The sequence below is a fragment of the Haladaptatus ordinarius genome (assembly GCF_054177595.1).
The window spans coordinates 19,270-36,237 of the sequence record NZ_JBPEHH010000025.1 but is presented as its reverse complement, the minus strand read 5'-3'; the positions used below and the strand labels follow the sequence as shown (position 1 = coordinate 36,237).

Sequence of the window (16,968 nt, the reverse complement as noted above, 5' to 3'; positions counted from 1 at the left end):
TTGAGCGGGTTTCACTACGACAGGTTCTACGCATACAGGACAAATTGAAGGTAGTAACTTTATGAATTATATTTAGATGAACGCGAGTGGGAGCATCAGTAGGACGCCAGCAGCGAGTCCCGAGAGGAGTTCACGGTGTCCCTTCCCAGGTAAGTCTTCGCCTACTTCGAGCGCTTCCGGGATGAACTCCGACGCCACGAGGTAAATCATCGCACCTGCGGCGAACCCAAATCCCATCGGCAGGAACTCCCGCGCGGTGCGCACGAAGTAGTACGCGATGACCGCGCCGATGGGCTGTGGCAGACTGGAGAACACCGACCACCAGACCATTCGCCACTTGCTCACGCCCATCGAGTGGAGTGGGATGGAGATCGCGACGCCTTCGGGGATGTTGTGGATGGAGATTGCGACGGTCATGAAGATGGCCAGCAGTGGTATCACGAACCCTGCGAACTGGGTTCCTCCCTCGAAGCCCAGGTCGGCGAACGAGACGCCGATAGCGACTCCCTCCGGAAAACTGTGAACGGTGAGGATGCCGAGGATGAGCACGAGTTTCTTGAAGTCGGCCTCCTCGTACCTCTTCGGGTTGACCTCCGCACCGGAGATGATGCGATGGCTCACGACGACGAGACCGACGCCGACCAGGAGACCGACGACGACGCCGGTGAGACTCCCGCCGTTCGTACTCGACAGTCCTTCGAATATCAGGCCGAACACGGACGCAGAGACCATGATTCCCGAGGCGAGTCCCCAGAGTGCGACGTTCCACCGGTCGCTCACGTCCTCGACGAGAAAGAAGGGGAGCGCGCCGATACCGGTCGCGAGTGCCGTGATAAGTCCCGCGACGAACACCAGCGTGAAATCACCCAGTAAGTCCATACTCGCAGTTGGAACCGGACGCGGATAATACTTATCACTCGGCTTACGTTTTTGGCTAGCCTAAAAACGGATATCGTGGTAGGCTGCATCATTTTGTGGAAATGAAAAAATGTTTTCCCGAAGACATTCGGTATCCCCGGCCAGTTCGTTCGACGCGGCTGTCCTCGTGAGAGTAACGTTCGGACGTATCCGATAGTAGTGAGTTCTGACGCGCCACAGTAGCGAATTCGGGAGGGGACGCGATGGACGGGTCGCTTCGTGACGCGGTGGACGAAGTTATGACTGCTATCGAACCCGTTTCGGTCGTCTCTGTCGTGCGTGATGGGTGAGTGTCTCAGTCACGACCGTAGCCGTGACCGACGACTACCGCGACGAGGTTGAGAACGAGGAGTATACCGAACATTCCCGTCGTCAGTGGCTCGTGGTAGAGGAGCGGGAGATAGACGAACGGAAGCGCGACGGCCAGCCAGAAACTCAGGAACTGAACCGGGGTAAAGAGCTTCCGGACTGCGGTCTGAGCGATCGTACGTGGAATTAGTAGTTCGAAGTTCGATGCGCGGTCGTTCTGTAACGTCGGAGGGCTCGACATGATTACTCTCGAATGTATTTATCTATACGACTGGTAGGGTCATATAACGGATTGAGTGCACAGCGAAATTCACGACATTTCATTCACGCGTGGCCAGTTATCGACATTTCATAACTGCCTCAGAAACTGCTAGATGTTTCATACTGCCTTTTGAGGTCTTTTCTCCACTTGGAGGCTCGATGAGTGTTGACTGATGTACTCGACACTACTCACGATGAAGACAATTTTATCCTGCTGGAATATGGGTCCCCAAGACAATTTTCTGGAAGTTCATGGCGACGGACTCGCTCTGCCAGACTATTTCGTCGTCACTCGACTGAATCGTCGGTCTCGAAAGAATGCCCGGGGAGGGCTCCGAACCCTCGATCTCCGCATGACCCAGGTTCGAGGCGTGGCGGGCCTCACGGGCATGGGAGGTTTCCAAGGCCTGAGCGCCAAATCTCAGAACCCTATGAGTGCGGCGCTATGTCCAGCTAAGCCACCCGGGCTCGATTACGGGTAGGCAACTGCCACTCTTTAAAGTTCCCATCTTCACCAGTGGTTCGGCGACTGCTCTCTTCCTGCCACGTTGGGAGTCGACGTCGGCGATCGGCGTTCCGGGGCAGTCTCGAGGCCGTTCGTGCCCGTTTCTGTCACTGAACGTATTAGTCCTGGTTGTGTCTTTTCCACCGGCGGTTTTATGAATACAGGCGCTAAGTCCCCTTCCTCAAGGAGCGAGCGACGGGAGCGAGTAGGGAGGGGATACAGCGCCGTCATCATCTGTTCGTACACTGTTCTCTTGCAGGCCCACAGGCCCACCGGTGTCTTTCTGTCTATCCATAATCTATACAATAGTGATGAATCGATTCGAAATTGAGGACACGAAGTTCTTGACGGCACCGCAAAACCGTCCGGGAATAGCGCCCACGTCATCGTTCCTAAACGGTGGCGTGGAGCCGACGTGAAAGTCGTTCGTGTCTCTCCCCCCGATTCCGATGAATAGACTATGCAGTACACACCTACAAATATCGACTCCAACCGACAGACGCTATCCGTGAGGAGCTTTTGCGTCATGTCGATATCTGTGGGTAACTGTACAATCACTGCTTGTTCAAACTCAACGAATCCGACGATATTCCTGCCCGATACGAGGTGCAGGGAACGCTCCCCGACCTCAAATCGTGGTGGGATGACCTCCGAGCCGTTCACTCGAAGGTGTTACAGATGGTCGTCAAACGCGTCTACGACAACCTTTCGACGCTGAAAGCGCAGAAAGAGAACGGACGCGCCGTTGGGATACTCAAGTGGAAGCGACCTCGGGACTACCACTCGCTTACCTACAACCAGTCCGGCTTCAAGCTCAAGAATACGAGCGGTCGGCCAGTATTGTGGTTGAGCAAACTCGGTGAGATACCGATACATCTCCACCGAGATATCCCCGAGAACACGAGCATCAAACAGGTCACGATCAAGCAAGAACCGACCGGCAACTGGTTTGCCACGTTCGCACGCGACGGTGATGAAGACACGCCCGAGAAACCGGATGCTCCCGAGAAGTGTGTCGGTATCGACGTCGGGATACTCACGTACGCCCACGACACTGACGGCACAGCCGTCGAATCGCTTAACCTCTCGGACGAACGCGAGCGACTGGAACGTTCCCAACGTGACCTTTCACGCAAATAACACGGGTCGACAAACTACCGTAAGCAACAGTGTGTTGTGGCGCGTCGTCACGCGGAGTTGAAACAGAAACGCCGGGACTTCTTGCACAAGCTGTCGAACTACTACGCGAAAGAGTACGACCTCGTGGCGGTCGAAGACCTGAACGTCGCCGGAATGATGCAGTTCGATTCAAATTCACGCAACCGAGCATCCGCCGCATGGGGTACGTTTCTCCGGATGCTCGAATACAAATGTGAACGAGAAGGATCTCACTTCGTTGCCGTCGACCCACGAAACACGACGAAGGAATGTGCGTCCTGTGGTGTGAAGACGGACAAGCCGCTGTGGGTCCGTGAACACGCGTGTCCGTCGTGTGGGTTCGAAGCGGATAGAGACGCGAACGCGGCATGGAACATCCTTGCCCGTAGTCTCAAGAACGTAGGAGTGGTTCACTCTGATTCAATGCCTGTGGAGACTGCGCTCCCTACGGACACTGTTGTGTCTGCAAAGTGTGTCTTAGAAGCAGGAAGCCCCGTCCTCAGCGAGGCCGTTAGGCCGAGCAGGGTGGGATAGTTCACGAGAGGTGCATGACGATTCCCTGCATGAGCGTTCCGGGAATCGTACAATCCAGTCTTGGAGACGAACACGTCGCTGCGACAGTGCCCCTCGGCGGTGAAGATGCCCTCTACGTGACACCGACACGGACACTCATCTACTGCGCCGACGGTCTGTTGAGCGACGAGTCAGTCGAAGAGTATCCACACGACACAGAGCGAATCGAGGTGTCTGAGGGTCGTCGAAAATCGACCATCTCGCTCGATTACGGCATCGACGGAACCGACCAGTTCAAAGTTCCGACGAAACGCCCCCACGACGCCCTCTACCCCGTCATCGCGGACGTGCTGAACGCGGCGGGAGTCACCGACTCGAACGAGCAGGTCATCCAGACCTACCAGTTCAGCGAACTCACGCTCGTCCTCACCAGCGCGCGCGTCGTCAAACACGTCGGCGAGGCCATCTGGGACGAAGATTTCGAGCAGTTCCACTACGGCGACGTGACCCGTCTCGACGTGGAGGAAGGCAACGTCTCCTCACAGATTATCATCGAAGTGGATGGGCGGCCACAGCGAATCAAAACGCCGAGCGACCAAACGCGAGAGGTTCGCGAACGAATCGAACAGGCACGGCTGTCCTACCACGACGTCGAGAGCTACGCGGAGTTCGAACAGACCGTCACCCCCGACGAGGAAGGGGAACCCGAAGTCGACGAGAACGTCTCTCTCACCGAGGACGACGTGTTCGGTGGCGCCGTCGACCCACTCGACGCGAACCCACCTGAACTCGCCGAGGACAGGTCGGTAATCGAGGAACCGCCGGCCGCGCCACTCGACGACAGCGACCCCGTCTCCGAACCGACGACCGCCGATGCGGACGATGAGACGGCAGGTACAGGGAGTTCGGCCGCTGAAGCAGAGGAATCCGGAATGGGAGAGCCCGAACCGTCGGACTCCGAGATTCCGGATTCGGAGACTGAGGACTCCGAGAAACGAGACTCCGTGGCACCGGACTCTGCGTCGTCTGAACCGACGGGCCCTGCCGGATTCGCCGACTCCGGATTCGAGTCCGCGAGCGAGAACCTGGACGACCCGACGGACGCGCAACTCGCGGCACTCACCGAGGCCGTCGAGCGACAGAACGAACTGCTCGAACGTCAACAGCACACCATCGAGCGTCTCGTCGAGAAACTCACTCGCGCCCGGTGACCTTCCGAATGCAGGACGAGCCGAACGGTCCGTGTTCGCCCGCGTCGAGTTTCATGAAGTAACCCGTCGAAATCCCCGTCCCACAGCGTCGACAGGTGAAATCTCCCTCTTTCGTCACGACCTCGCTCTCGAAACGGACGTACCCACCGCCCGTCGGTCGGACGATGCCGTTTTCCCGCTCGATGACGCCTCGCTTTTCCGCCTCGTCCAGGATGGTTCTCGTCACCGTCGGGTCGGTCGTGACGGTTTCGATGCGGTCTACCGCCTCCGCGACCGATAGTTCGGCGTGTTCGAGTTTGCTCAGTAACTCGACCCCCAGCGCCACGGGGTCGTCGTCCACGTCCATCGGGTTTGACTCCCATCCGGAACGGATTAAACGTTGCGCGCTCGGGTGGAAAGAACTTAGCCGCCTCCCCGGCTATCCCCTGAGGAATGGCGCGTGTGCAGATTCGGCGGCAAGTCGTTGGTCTCTCGCTGGTCGCGCTGGTCGTCGTCGCTGGCGTCCTCGTCTCGCCACAGTTCGTCTTCCGGCAGGTCGAGACCGTGACCGCGAATCCGCTCCTCGCCGCCGGTCTCTTCTTGCTCGTCTATCTCGTTCGTCCACTGTTCGCGTGGCCGACGACTGTGGTCGCAGTTGCGGTCGGCTACGTCTTCGGTCCGGTCGCTGGCTTTCCCATCGCACTCGCCGGTACGGTGGCGAGTGCCTGCATTCCCTTCGTCGCCGCTCGGTACTTTCGGGTCGACGCAGGCCTGTTCGGTCGCCTCGGTGACTCCGGCGAGCGATTTTTCGACGCGACGGGCGACCTGCGCGGGATGGTCGCCTCTCGCCTCGTACCTGCTCCCTCCGACCCCGTCTCGGCGGCGGCAGGCCTCTCCGGTGTGCCGTGGCGCGCGTTCGTCCTTGGCACGGCGATCGGCGAGATTCCGTGGATATCGGCGGCGGTGTTGGCCGGTAGTTCGCTCGACGTCCTCTCGGTGGACGAACTGAGCAAGAACTGGTGGCTCGTCGCCGTCGCCGCACTCGTGGCGCTGTTGTTGCTCGCGAAACCCGCAAGCGAGGCGCTACGAGGGACGTAGTCACCAGAAGTTGTCCGAACAGTCGTAGACGACGCCGTGTCGGGGACAGATGTACTTGCAGTGGCGGCGATTCATCGACTCGCCGCAGAGTGGACACGGTCGTCCCTCCGGTTTTTCGGACATATCACTCTCACCGACCGCGAGTCGCTTGATTGTTTTCTATCGTCCGCTCAACACTAGCAGTCCTCCCCAGCCACAGAGGACGACCCCGACGAACGAGACGAGCAGGTGCAGTTCGGATACCCAGTACGGAAGCGTCACGACGTGTCGGATACCGATGAGAAGCGAGGACAACACCGGTACTCTCAGTCGACGGTCGCCCAGCACCGCGTATCCACCTCGTGGTTCGTAGGCCCGTCCGAGCGACTCACCTACAGGGATTCGGTCGGCCTCGTACGGGAGAGACTTCACCCGGTAGCTGGCGACCAGACTCCCGTTCGGGGTTATCTCGACCACGCGGTCGTTTCGACTGTCCGTGATGAGCGTGTTCCCGTTCGGCAGTCGGTCGGCGTCTCGCGGCCAGTCGAGGTGGATTCCTTGTACTTCGTAGACACTCCAGATGACGTTCCACTCTCCTGTCGATTCGTCTCGATGGAGTTCGACGACCCGGTGGTTCTCGGAGTCGGCGACGAGGACGCTCCCCTCGTCGAGCCACTGGGGGTTGTGCTGTTTGTTCAGGACCGTGGGGTCGCGGTTCTCGTTTATCACCTCGACGACGCCCTCTCCGCGCTGGACGACGAGGAGTTGGTTCGTGTTCCGAACCGAGACGAGAAATCTCCCCGGTGCGATTCGGTCGACGTCGTTGATGTGGAGCCAGTCGGTCTTCGTCGGGTCCGGTGGCGCGTCGTAGTACTGACTCGCGTTCCACACCCACGTCTGCTCCTTGGTGGTCAGATTGAGGGTGTAGATACTCTCGTACTCCATGTCCGCGACGAGCAACTCTCCGCTGGGCAGCAACTCGGCGTCGTGAACCTCACTGTTCTTTCGGGTTCGAACCGGATAGTTCCACTGTCCGACTATCTTCGGGGCTGGCTCCGCCGTCGGGTCGATGAACCTGACTCCCGTCCGCTTACAGGGTGGTTCGATCTGGCCGCAGTTCCTGAAGTTGCCGTCCGCGTAGGTCGCCAGTACGCTTCCGTTATCGAGAAGTGAGACGTCTTGATAGCTAATCGCGTTCCCGACGGTCCACAGCACGTTTCCGTCGCTGTCGAGTGCGGTCACGTTCCCACCCCATCCCGGCCCTTGCACACCGACCAGCGTCGTGGTGTTCGCGTCCGCACGGGACGTTATCTTGTTTGTGTTCGGGGAGAACGCCCAGCTCGCCCCGAACGTCAGTCCGACGAGCAGGATACCCGCTGCAACGAAGACTACCCCTCGTGTCTGGTCACTCGGCCATTTCACACCCACTACCCCCGGATTTCGATTCCCTTCTCTCTGAGAAGATGTCTCCCTACTTGTCAGTTCTGGCTGTCTCGAACGAAAAATGGGACACCTACGATGTCGCTACGAGCACTCGCTCCAGCCACAGGACTCGCAGGTCTTACAGCCCTCCGAGAAGTACAGCGAGAGCGATCCGCATTCGGGGCACTCGGGGCTTTCACCTGCATCGATGAGCGATTGGGAGGCGTCTTTCGCTTCGACCGCTCCGCCGTCGGTCTCCCTCTCGTCCGTCGTCTCTTCCAGCGTCGCCTGCTGGGGGTAGGCGGCCTTCTCGATTTCGCCGTCGAGGTAGCGTCGCATCGCCACGCCGATGGCATCCGGAATGGAGTTGATTTGCTCGCCTTTGTCCCACGCGACTTTCGGACTGCGGATACCCTGCAAGTCGGCGGCGATTTCCCGCGGGTCGACGCCCGACCGAAGCGAGTAGCTGATGACCTTCGCCAGCGCCTCGGTGAAGGAGTTGGTGAAGCCACCGGAGTTGCCGATGGTGGCGAACAGTTCGAACGGTTCGCCGTTCTCGTCTTCGTTGATGTTGACGTACATCTTTCCGTAACCGGTGTCGATGCGCTGGGTCACGCCGTGGAGCACGTCCGGACGGGGGCGCTCTTTAGCGTACGCCCCGCCGGTCACGCCGTCGTCGAGCAGGTCTTCTAGTTCGTTACCGAGTGCGGCCTGCACCGCTTCGTTCTCGATGAAGCCGTCGATGCCGCCGAAGACCTCCTCGATTTGCTCCGCGATGGTCGCTGCGGCCTCGTCTTCGTCGGCGAACTCGGCGTTGTCCGCGCGCGTCGTGAGCACCTGTTTCGAGCGCGTGCCGTCGCGGTAGACGGTGACACCCTTTCCGCCGTGGTCGTAGATGTACCGGTACACCTCGTCCATGTCCTCCTTGCTCGCGGAGTTGGGGAAGTTACACGTCTTCGAGATGGCGGAATCGACTCCCTGCTGGCAGGCACACTGCACGGCGGCGTGTTGTTTACCGGTGAGGTCTCCCGTCACGACGAACAGTTCGCCGATGGCGTCCGGAACGCTCTCTAAGCCTTCGACGCCGGAGAACTCGTTCGCCGCCATCTGCTCTTGGGCCTCGGCTTTGACCGTCTCTACGTCGACGTCGTTCGCCTCCAGCACGCGGAGGAAGTAGTCGTCGAACTCCACGAGCATCTCGTTGCCCTGCACGTCGTCGGAGACGTTCTTGTAGTAGGCGACGTTGTAGATGGGCTCACAGCCACCCGTGGTGTTGCCGACCATCGAGGTGGTTCCCGTCGGCGCGATGGTCGTCGTGTTGTGGTTCCGTATCGAGAAGCCGTCTTTCCATTTCTCGGGGTCGAGGCCGGTCTGGTGTTCGAACCACTGCGGATAGTCGGTGGGGTTCGCGTACTTCGAGTCATCCCAGTCGTTGAACGACCCGCGCTCCTCGGCGAGTTCGTGGGACGTCCACTTCGACTCATGGTTGATGTGGGTCATCAGCTGTTGGGCGATCTCGTTGCCCTCGTCGCTCCCGTATCGGACGCCGAGCTGGATGTACAACTGGGCCAGTCCCATGATGCCGAGTCCGATCTTTCGCATGTCCCGAACCTTCTGTTCGATTTTCTCGACCGGGAAGTCGGACATCGTGACGACGTTCTCCAGGAATCGCGTCCCCCACTCGATGCGGTAGTCGAACTCGTCCCAGTCGATGGCGTCCCGGAGGAAGGCGTCGACGGCTTCCGAGAGCGACCCGTAGCTGTCGCCGTTCTCCTCGTACCAGACGCGCCAGTCCGGCGCGTCCAGGTCGGCGACCGTCGAGAGATTGATGTGGCCGAGGTTACACGCCTCGTACTCCTCTAACGGCTGCTCGCCACAGGGATTCGTCGCGAGGATGCGGTGGTCGGGGTGTTTCTCCACGTCGAAGGAGTGTTCTTTGTTTACCCGTTCGAGGTAGATGACGCCGGGTTCGCCGTTCTCCCACGCACCTTCGACGATGCGGTCCCAGATGACGCGCGCCGGAATCGAGAGCACCTCGCCCGTTTCGACGTACTCGCCGAGGCCGAACATGTCGTACAGTTCTTCGGTGTGTTCGGTGGCGACGTGTGGTTCTTCCGTGCGCGGGTTCGTGAAGACGAACTCCTCGCCGTCGTACAACGCCTCCATGAAGTCGTCCGTGACGCCGACGGAGATGTTGAAGTTCGAGAGGTGACCCTCGGCGGCGTTCCGGAGGTGTTTCGGAACGCGACCTTCGTCGTCGATGAGTTCGCGGGCCTCCTCTAACGCCTCTTTGAACGACGTGTGCGTGTAGTCGTCGGGGTCGTTCAGACGGAGGGTGTTGGCGAGGCTGACGTCCTTGTTCTTCGCGTGGATGAACTGGATGACGTCGGGATGCGAGACGCGCATGACTCCCATCTGTGCTCCCCGTCGTGCCCCGCCCTGCGCGATGGTTTCGCACATCTGGTCGTAGGTGCGCATGAACGTAATCGGGCCGGACGCGATGCCACCCGTCGAACCCACGGCGTCGCCATAGGGGCGGAGTCGCCAGAAGGCGTATCCCATCCCGCCGCCGGACTGGAACACCTCGGCGGCTTCCTTGGCCGTCTGGTGGATGTCCGTGATGTCGTCGTCGGGCGAGTCGACGAAACACGCCGACAACTGCTGGAGTTCGTCGCCCGCGTTCATCAGCGTCGGCGAGTTCGGGACGAACGATAGCTGTTCCATCAGATCGGCGAACTCGTCACGAACCGACGTGACGTGCTCGCGGATGTCGTCGGGGAGTTCGGGCACGACGGTGTCGTAGGCGAACTTGTTGACGTTGTAGACGCTGAGTTCCGTCTCTGCCTCGTCCGCTGCCGTGGTGCCCTTCCCGAACACTTCCGCGGCGAGTTCGTCGCGCCGGGGGTGGTCGGGTTTCAACTGGTCGGGCGTGACCGAGATTTCGACGCCCTGCCGTTCTGCTTCGTAGACGGCCTCCGCGAGTGCGATGTTCTTCGCGACACGCGGGAACAGGTCCTCCTGTGTCTCGACGAGGTTCCCGTCGGCGTCCTTCCGGAGATAGCGCGCCGGGAGGATGTTCTGGTACGCGTTACCCGTCATCCGGTCTTCGAGGGTATCTCCCTCGGTGCGCTTGACCGGAAGGGTGACGTCGTCGGCGTCCGTCTCGTGCGCGCCGCTCATACGACCGTCACCACCGGGGCAGCAGTGCTCTGCGTGGCGATTCGGTGTTCGATTCGTGTGTAGACCCGTTTCATTCGTGACGAAGAATCCATCTAACCCATCCCAAATTAAGCTTACTTTCTTTAACGCAAGTGAAGTTGCACAGTGACGCCTCTGGAAACTGTTTTCTTCCTACTACAAAGTAATACGGCGGGGACTATAAGAGTGTTCAGACCGGAGCGAAAGTGACCGGAATGGAGAGGTTTCGGTCGGAAACGACTCGTTACCCGAACGCAGTCATCCGATCTTCCTCTCTAGAGTGAATCGACATCACCGATACGTTTACGATTCGGTATCCAGTCATTTCTTCTATGGTTCCCCTCGCAATCGAACCCGCCGGCGTCGTCGTCGCCATCGTCGCTCTCGTGTTGCTCGTCGTCGCCGTTCGTTTCGCCATCAGAGTCATCTGGCGAATCGCCATCCTCGTCCTCCTCATAGCCGCCGCCCTCTACGCGGCGGGGGTGTTGGTGTAGTAGGCGAGGAAGTTCTCGATGACGTCCCGTCCGTGTGCCGTGAGCACGCTCTCCGGGTGGAACTGGACACACTCGATGGGATACTCTCTGTGGCGGACGCCCATGACGAGCGTCTCACCGTCGTGGGTCGTCGTCGCGCTCACGTCGAAGCAGTCGGGCACGCGCGTCGAGACGAGCGAGTGATATCGCCCCGCTCGGAATCCCTGCTCTAATCCCTCGAACACGCCAGTTTTGTCGTGTTCCACCGGGAACGCCTTCCCGTGAACCGGTTCCGGCGCGCGACCGACGGTACCGCCGTAGACGTGGACCGCCGCTTCCAGCCCGAGACAGACGCCGAACGTCGGAATCTCTGTCGAGAGTTCTCGGAGTACTGCGGACGTGATGCCGACGTCTCGCTCGTTTTCGGGATGTCCCGGCCCGGGACTGATAACGATGGCGTCCGGGTCCGCGTCGCGGACGTCGGCCAGCGACGCCGTGTTCTTCACGACCTTCGATTCGACAGCAACATCGGGCCGTGACGCGCGAAGTGCCTCTTCGGTGTACTCCACGAGGTTGTACGTGAACGAGTCGAAGTTGTCCACGAACAGCACGCGAGTCATCGAGGCATCTCCGCGAGTTCGCGCTCCATCGTCTCCAGCGCCGACAGCACGCCGCTCATCTTCTGTTCGGTCTCTTCGAACTCGGCGCTCGGGTCGCTGTCCGCGACGATTCCGGCTCCGGCCAGAACCGTAATCTCGTCCGGGTCGCCCGATTCGACCGTCGCCGTTCTGATGACGATGGCGAAGTCGGCGTCTCCCGTCCACGAGACGTACCCGACACCACCGCCGTAGACACCACGCGGAGCGGATTCGAGTTCGTGGACGATTTCCATCGCGCGAATCTTCGGTGCGCCGGTCAGCGTCCCGGCGGGAAAGGCCGCACGCACGGCGTCGAAGGCGTCGCTGTCCTCGGCCAGCGTCCCCGTCACGGTGCTTTCTATGTGCTGGACGTGACTGTACTTGATGACGTTCATGAACTCCTCGACGTGGACGCTTCCCGACTCCGCGACCCGGCGCACGTCGTTCCGGGCGAGATCGACTAACATCGCGTGTTCCGACCGCTCTTTCTCGTCGGCCAGCAGTTCGCCCGCGAGTCGTCGGTCTTCCATCGGACTCTCACCCCGCGGGCAGGTTCCAGCGATGGGATTCGAGACGATGTCGTCGTCGTGGACCGACACCAGCGTCTCCGGACTCGCACCGACGACGGTCAGGTCGTCGTAGCTCAGGAGATACATGTACGGTGACGGGTTCACCTCGCGCAGGGCGGCGTACAGGGAGAGTGGGTCGATATCGGCCGCTATCTCTCGTTCGCGCGAGACGACGCCCTGATAGATGTCGCCCGCCTCGACGTGTTCTTTCGCTCGTCTGACCGCGTTTTCGTACGTCTCCCGTGGCGCTGTCGTCTCGTCTTTCGGAACGTACCCTCCCAGCTCGGGGTCGTCCGCCGATTCGAGCACGTCGGCGACCCTGTTTGCCTCTCTGGTCAGTTCGTCGAACACCTCGCCGGGGTCGTCGTCCGGCGTGACGAGGGGAGTGAACGCGACCGAGAGCGTTTCTGCGACGTGGTCGAAGACGAGCGTCTTGGTGTTGAGGACGAACTGCGCGTCGGGCAGTCGGGTCTCGGGGCGTTCGATTCCCTGCTCTTCTAGCCAGAGGTCGTACACCGCGTCGTAGGCGAGGAATCCGACCAACCCACCGGTGAACGCGCTCTCGTCCGGGAAACCGCGACGCTCGACGGCGGGCAACGAGTTTCGAAGTTCGTCGAGCACGTCGCCGTTCGCCGTCGGTGTCGTGGGCGACAACTCGGCCGTCCAGCGCTCGTCGAGTACTCGGACGTCGGTTTCGTCCGGCCGAACCGAAACGACTATCTTGGGGTCGTACCCGACGAACGAGTAGCGGGCCCTGCGGTCGCCGGTTTCCGTCGAGCCGAACGCACCGTCCGGGTCGCTGGAGGCGACCTTCTCGGCGCTCTCGAGGAGAAAGTCGTACTCGCCCCCGCCGAGCACCGAGTACGCCGTGAGCGGGTCGACCGACACGTCCAGGTCGGTCGCTACGTAGACGACGGCCGACTCGTCGCCCGCCGCGAGCGATTCGAATTCCTCGCGGTTCATCGTTGGACGACTGGTTTCCTCGCCGTTTTCGCGTTCGTGACGAACGACTCGACGGCGTCGGCATCTTTCTCACCGCCACTCGATTCCACGCCGCTCGCCACGTCGACGGCGAACGGTTCGACCGTCTCGGCCGCTTCCGCGACGTTTTCCGACGTCAGCCCTCCCGCGAGGACGACCGGGGAGTCGAGCGACTGTGCGAGTTCGCGGGCGCGTTGCCAGTCGTGTGTCCGGCCCGTTCCGCCCGAGTCCGCCGAGTCAAGCAGGAGGGCGTCGGCGATGCTGTCGTAGCGTTCCGGCTGTTCCGTCGTCACGTCGACGGCCCGGACGACGTTCGCATCGACGTTCGCAGCCAGGTAGGCGAGGTCGCCGACGCTCGTCCCGTGAACCTGCACGGCGTCCGGTTCGACGAGGTGGGCGAGTTCGACCGCGCGCTCGGGTCGCTTGGGCATCGTCACCAGTACCGTCGTCACGAACGGTGGGACCGCTCGGGCGAGTTCGACGGCCAGATCTACGTCTATCTCGCGCGGCGAGTCGACGGGAACGTCCACGAGCAGGCCGACCGCATCGGCGCCTGCCGACACGGCGGTCTCGAGGTCGTTTTGGCTGGTCAGACCACAGATTTTCACCCGTGTCATGCGGAGACTGCCCCGGTCATCGCCGCGAGTTGTTCGTCTGCGCGTCCCGAATCGATTGCCTGCCGGGCCTGCTTGACGCCGTCTTCCAGCGAGGTCGCTCGTCCGGAGACGTACACCGCGGCACCGGCGTTCGCCAGCACGATATCTCGCTTCGCGCCGTTCACTTGGCCCTCGACGATACCCCGGAGGTCGCGGGCGTTCGCTGCGGGCGACCCACCGGCGACGGCGGACACGTCGTGACGGCTCACACCGAGCGCTTCCGGGGTGAGCGTGTACTCTTCGATAGTCTCGCCGCGCACCTCAGCGACCGTCGTTTCGTCGTGGACGGCTATCTCGTCCATCCCCGACCCGTGGACGACCAGGGCGTGTGAGACGTCCATGTGCGAGAGCGCGCGGGCGAGCACGGGCACGAGGTCGGGGTCGTAGACGCCGACAACCTGCGCGTCGGCCCCTGCGGGGTTGGTCAGCGGGCCGAGCACGTTGAAGATGGTTCGCATCCCGAGTTCGCGCCGCGGCCCGATGACGGCCTTCATGGCGGGGTGGAACACCGACGCGAGCATGAATCCGATTCCCTGTCGTTCGATGGCGCGCTCGACTGCGGGCGGTTCGGAGTCCACAACGACGCCGACCTCTTCGAGCACGTCGGCACTCCCGGAGGACGACGAGACGGAGTAGTTGCCGTGTTTCGCGACCGGGACGCCCGCGCCGCTGGCGACGATGGCGGAGGTCGTGGAGACGTTGATGGTGTCGTAGTCGTCACCGCCGGTCCCGCAGGTGTCGACGAGCGGCGTTCGGTCGGGGGAAATCGTCCGCGCGGCATCTCGCATCCCCTGGGCGAACCCCGCGATTTCCGTTTCCGTTTCACCTTTCGCACGCAGTCCGGAGAGGAGCGCGCCGATCTGGGCCTCGGTCGCGCCTTCGAAGACGGCGCTCGCCGCCTCCCGTGCCTGTGTAAGTGTGAGGTCGTGTCCCTCCGTGACGAGTTCGATGTAATCTTGCATTTTGGAACACCAATGTACTGTATCGTGTTGTGATGTACAATTCCGTACATCAACTTAAAACTGTCGTCCACTGGGTTGGGAGAGAAACCCAGATACGGCGTGGGATTTCGAAACCTTCAATTACCCATGCGGCCAACGAGAGAATGCGTTCGAACGGCGCCGACTGGGTTTGTGGTCTAGTTGGTTATGACACCTCCTTGACATGGAGGAGGCCGGCAGTTCAAATCTGCCCAAACCCATACTTTCCCGCGATACCTTCCGACGAGCGAAGTGAGTCAACTTTTCCGCGAAAAATCTCCTTTGGAAGATTCGAGCCGGGAGTGAAATTCCGGTCTTCAGTGCCCGGCCTTGCCACCGACCTCCGCTCGCTGTCGCACGCGCCACTTGTGAACTTCGTGGGCCAGTCCTCCGCCGATGGCTCCGAACACGATGGGATAGATGACTCCGACAATCACGATACCGGCCAGGAACACGGGTTGAGCCGATATCTGGAAAGAGGTCCTGAGCAACAGCGTCCCGGCGACGGCGAGTGGTAAGTAACCGAGGAATATCAGGGCACCGGCGTATCCCGAGTACCAGACGTTCCGGCCGTAGGAGCCGCGGGTCGCCAGCGCGAGCACGACCGGTGGGACGAGAAAGAGCAGGACGAGATCGCCACCCGCCGCTCGAATCACGTTCTGTGGGCCGTCCGAACGTGGAACGTCCAGCGCGACGAAGTGAGCGTTGTAGAACAGTCACCCGACGCTCTTCCACGTCGGAACGGTGACGTCGCTGTTCGCCAGATACTGTGAGAGTGTGAAGCCCTTGTATTGTCCGTCGAGTTCGATAGCCGAGAGTGCAGCGGTGGTCCGGCCACTCGTCCAGACGTACGTGAGGAGGTAGCCGACGAGGAAGGGGGGGATTCCGAGCAGTCCCTTTCGGCGGCCAGGATAGCGAGCGTCGTCGTCCTTGACTATTTTCGCCATGGTTTCGTTCGCATCCGCTCGACTATAATACCTGTGAACTAAACACAATTAGAATATAGCTGAAATCCTACTTCAGGTAACATCTGTTAGTCATGTGAGTGACACGTCGGTCTCTTACCTCCGTCACCGGGTTGGCTGGTGTCGCGTTGCGGTTCGGTTCGTACTCGCGGACGAAGCGGGCCACCACAGGCTACACCGGTATAATCGTCCCCACGACCGTCGATAACGTGGTTCAGGTATCGTCATAACGGACGCTGTTCTCCACAAACGACGCCGGAACCGCTACCAACGAGATCGTAACCCAGTTCTCCAGCGTGGATTCGACGGTAATTCGTCGTTGGTCACCTCTCGAATCGTCGCTGCTGGTCGGGGTACCGAGGCAGCGTCGGCTGCTCGTCTACGCTGTTTCAGTCCCGACGTGCGTTCGAAAAGTAGGGTGTGTAAGACTACTCGTCCAGAATCTCCGGTGCGTGCTCACCGGTCGTGGAGGGGCGTCGCGCATCGTACGTGTGTGCGATGGCGACGATTGTGAACGCGAGGACCACGAGTAAGGCGAGGCCGATGTCGGAGACTCCGGCGAGTGGTGGGACTTCCAGCCACGCCGCGGTGAGGACCACGAAGCCGGTAGCGGCGAGTCCGAGGTACCACATGCACCACGAGATATCGTCTCTGGTGTTCGTTTCGAGATACGGGTCTAGCTGTTCGGCAGCGGCCGCCAGTTCGACGATACCTCGATTTTGGTTGTAATCTACGATTCCTGCATCGTCGAGTTTCGGGAGGTGGGATTGGTAGAGCGCGGTGTAGACTCGTTTTCGCTCGGCAGCCGAGATTGCGTCAACGGTGATGTCGTTTTCCCACGCGGCGACTTGCTCGGCAAGGTCGCTCAACTGGACGGATTCTTCGGCCTGTTTCAGATAGTGTAGCGCGTACCGACGACGTTGATTCTTTAGCACGTCGAAAACCATGTCACGTGAGAGGGGCGTTGCCCGTTGCTCCTGTGACCTGTTTGATTCGAGGATATCTGAAACGTGTTCAGCGACGGTAGAGTCTGACTCACTCGGTTGATCATCGGTATCGCTACTCCCGGTGCCAGAGGAGTCACCGATTGTGCTCATTACTACGCCACCCCTTGCTCGTAACCCAGCATGGATTCAAACATTACCGGGTTTAGCC

The 16,968-nt window shown here is 60.7% G+C and carries 16 protein-coding genes, 2 tRNA genes and 2 pseudogenes; 6 read left to right on the top strand and 14 right to left on the bottom strand.

Annotated elements, in window-relative coordinates; translation table 11 throughout:
• Positions 1-72: 72 nt before the first annotated feature.
• The 3 genes from ACR3FF_RS11170 to ACR3FF_RS11160 all read right to left on the bottom strand — a co-directional run bounded on the left by ACR3FF_RS11170 (position 73) and on the right by ACR3FF_RS11160 (position 1,956).
• The gene (locus tag ACR3FF_RS11170) at positions 73-879 is read right to left on the bottom strand and encodes a ZIP family metal transporter (protein ID WP_458188089.1); all 807 of its coding nucleotides are present in this window, start codon (positions 877-879) and stop codon (positions 73-75) included.
• Between the two features lie 334 nt (positions 880-1,213).
• The gene (locus ACR3FF_RS11165; RefSeq protein ID WP_458188088.1) at positions 1,214-1,468 is read right to left on the bottom strand and encodes a DUF8028 family protein; all 255 of its coding nucleotides are present in this window, start codon (positions 1,466-1,468) and stop codon (positions 1,214-1,216) included.
• Between the two features lie 339 nt (positions 1,469-1,807).
• Positions 1,808-1,956: transfer RNA gene (locus ACR3FF_RS11160), tRNA-Met, on the bottom strand.
• Positions 1,957-2,304: 348 nt separating this feature from the next.
• On the opposite strand from ACR3FF_RS11160, the pseudogene ACR3FF_RS11155 reads away from it, so the two are divergent.
• From ACR3FF_RS11155 to ACR3FF_RS11145, 3 genes and pseudogenes are all read left to right on the top strand, one after another.
• Positions 2,305-2,450: pseudogene (locus tag ACR3FF_RS11155) on the top strand (DUF2080 family transposase-associated protein).
• Between the two features lie 89 nt (positions 2,451-2,539).
• Positions 2,540-3,685, top strand: a pseudogene (locus ACR3FF_RS11150) (RNA-guided endonuclease InsQ/TnpB family protein).
• Positions 3,686-3,699: 14 nt separating this feature from the next.
• A complete protein-coding gene (locus ACR3FF_RS11145) occupies positions 3,700-4,875 on the top strand; it encodes a DUF7115 domain-containing protein (RefSeq protein WP_458188087.1) in 1,176 nt (391 codons plus the stop codon).
• On the opposite strand, the gene ACR3FF_RS11140 is transcribed toward ACR3FF_RS11145, so the two are convergent.
• Positions 4,859-5,221: a DUF5830 family protein gene (locus ACR3FF_RS11140; protein WP_458188086.1), complete on the bottom strand. Its 363-nt coding sequence runs from the start codon at positions 5,219-5,221 to the stop codon at positions 4,859-4,861. The two genes, ACR3FF_RS11145 and ACR3FF_RS11140, sit on opposite strands and share 17 nt — an antisense overlap.
• Before the next feature lie 86 nt (positions 5,222-5,307).
• Here ACR3FF_RS11140 and ACR3FF_RS11135 point away from each other — a divergent pair, with 86 nt between their 5' ends.
• A complete protein-coding gene (locus tag ACR3FF_RS11135) occupies positions 5,308-5,952 on the top strand; it encodes a TVP38/TMEM64 family protein (RefSeq protein WP_458188085.1) in 645 nt (214 codons plus the stop codon).
• On the opposite strand, the gene ACR3FF_RS11130 is transcribed toward ACR3FF_RS11135, so the two are convergent.
• The 3 genes from ACR3FF_RS11130 to ACR3FF_RS11120 form a co-directional block, all read right to left on the bottom strand.
• Positions 5,953-6,075, bottom strand: coding sequence for an HVO_2523 family zinc finger protein (locus ACR3FF_RS11130; protein WP_458188084.1), 123 nt, complete (start codon positions 6,073-6,075; stop codon positions 5,953-5,955).
• Positions 6,076-6,111: 36 nt separating this feature from the next.
• Positions 6,112-7,353: a hypothetical protein gene (locus tag ACR3FF_RS11125; RefSeq protein ID WP_458188082.1), complete on the bottom strand. Its 1,242-nt coding sequence runs from the start codon at positions 7,351-7,353 to the stop codon at positions 6,112-6,114.
• 102 nt (positions 7,354-7,455) lie between these two features.
• A complete protein-coding gene (locus tag ACR3FF_RS11120; RefSeq protein ID WP_458188081.1) occupies positions 7,456-10,533 on the bottom strand; it encodes an adenosylcobalamin-dependent ribonucleoside-diphosphate reductase in 3,078 nt (1,025 codons plus the stop codon).
• A 350-nt stretch (positions 10,534-10,883) separates the two neighbouring features.
• Here ACR3FF_RS11120 and ACR3FF_RS11115 point away from each other — a divergent pair, with 350 nt between their 5' ends.
• Entirely contained in the window at positions 10,884-11,045 is a 162-nt protein-coding gene (locus ACR3FF_RS11115; protein ID WP_458188080.1) for a hypothetical protein, read from the top strand.
• Here ACR3FF_RS11115 and trpG read toward each other — a convergent pair.
• From trpG to trpD, 4 genes are read right to left on the bottom strand one after another with little or no spacing between them, the layout of a single operon-like run.
• On the bottom strand, positions 11,021-11,644 hold the full coding sequence (trpG, locus tag ACR3FF_RS11110) for an anthranilate synthase component II (protein WP_458188079.1): 624 nt from the start codon (positions 11,642-11,644) through the stop codon (positions 11,021-11,023). The two genes, ACR3FF_RS11115 and trpG, sit on opposite strands and share 25 nt — an antisense overlap.
• Positions 11,641-13,194, bottom strand: coding sequence for an anthranilate synthase component I (trpE, locus tag ACR3FF_RS11105; protein ID WP_458188077.1), 1,554 nt, complete (start codon positions 13,192-13,194; stop codon positions 11,641-11,643). The genes trpG and trpE overlap by 4 nt, the downstream gene beginning before the upstream one ends.
• A complete protein-coding gene (locus ACR3FF_RS11100) occupies positions 13,191-13,829 on the bottom strand; it encodes a phosphoribosylanthranilate isomerase (protein ID WP_458188076.1) in 639 nt (212 codons plus the stop codon). The genes trpE and ACR3FF_RS11100 overlap by 4 nt, the downstream gene beginning before the upstream one ends.
• Positions 13,826-14,830: an anthranilate phosphoribosyltransferase gene (gene trpD / locus ACR3FF_RS11095; protein WP_458188075.1), complete on the bottom strand. Its 1,005-nt coding sequence runs from the start codon at positions 14,828-14,830 to the stop codon at positions 13,826-13,828. The genes ACR3FF_RS11100 and trpD overlap by 4 nt, the downstream gene beginning before the upstream one ends.
• Before the next feature lie 165 nt (positions 14,831-14,995).
• On the opposite strand from trpD, the gene ACR3FF_RS11090 reads away from it, so the two are divergent.
• Positions 14,996-15,069: transfer RNA gene (locus tag ACR3FF_RS11090), tRNA-Val, on the top strand.
• A gap of 96 nt (positions 15,070-15,165) precedes the next feature.
• Here the strand turns inward: ACR3FF_RS11090 and ACR3FF_RS11085 are convergent.
• The 3 genes from ACR3FF_RS11085 to ACR3FF_RS11075 form a co-directional block, all read right to left on the bottom strand.
• A complete protein-coding gene (locus ACR3FF_RS11085) occupies positions 15,166-15,564 on the bottom strand; it encodes a DUF7978 family protein (protein ID WP_472850151.1) in 399 nt (132 codons plus the stop codon).
• Positions 15,565-15,795: a hypothetical protein gene (locus ACR3FF_RS11080; RefSeq protein ID WP_458188073.1), complete on the bottom strand. Its 231-nt coding sequence runs from the start codon at positions 15,793-15,795 to the stop codon at positions 15,565-15,567.
• Between the two features lie 446 nt (positions 15,796-16,241).
• A complete protein-coding gene (locus ACR3FF_RS11075) occupies positions 16,242-16,910 on the bottom strand; it encodes a DUF7344 domain-containing protein (protein WP_458188072.1) in 669 nt (222 codons plus the stop codon).
• Positions 16,911-16,968 lie beyond the last annotated feature (58 nt).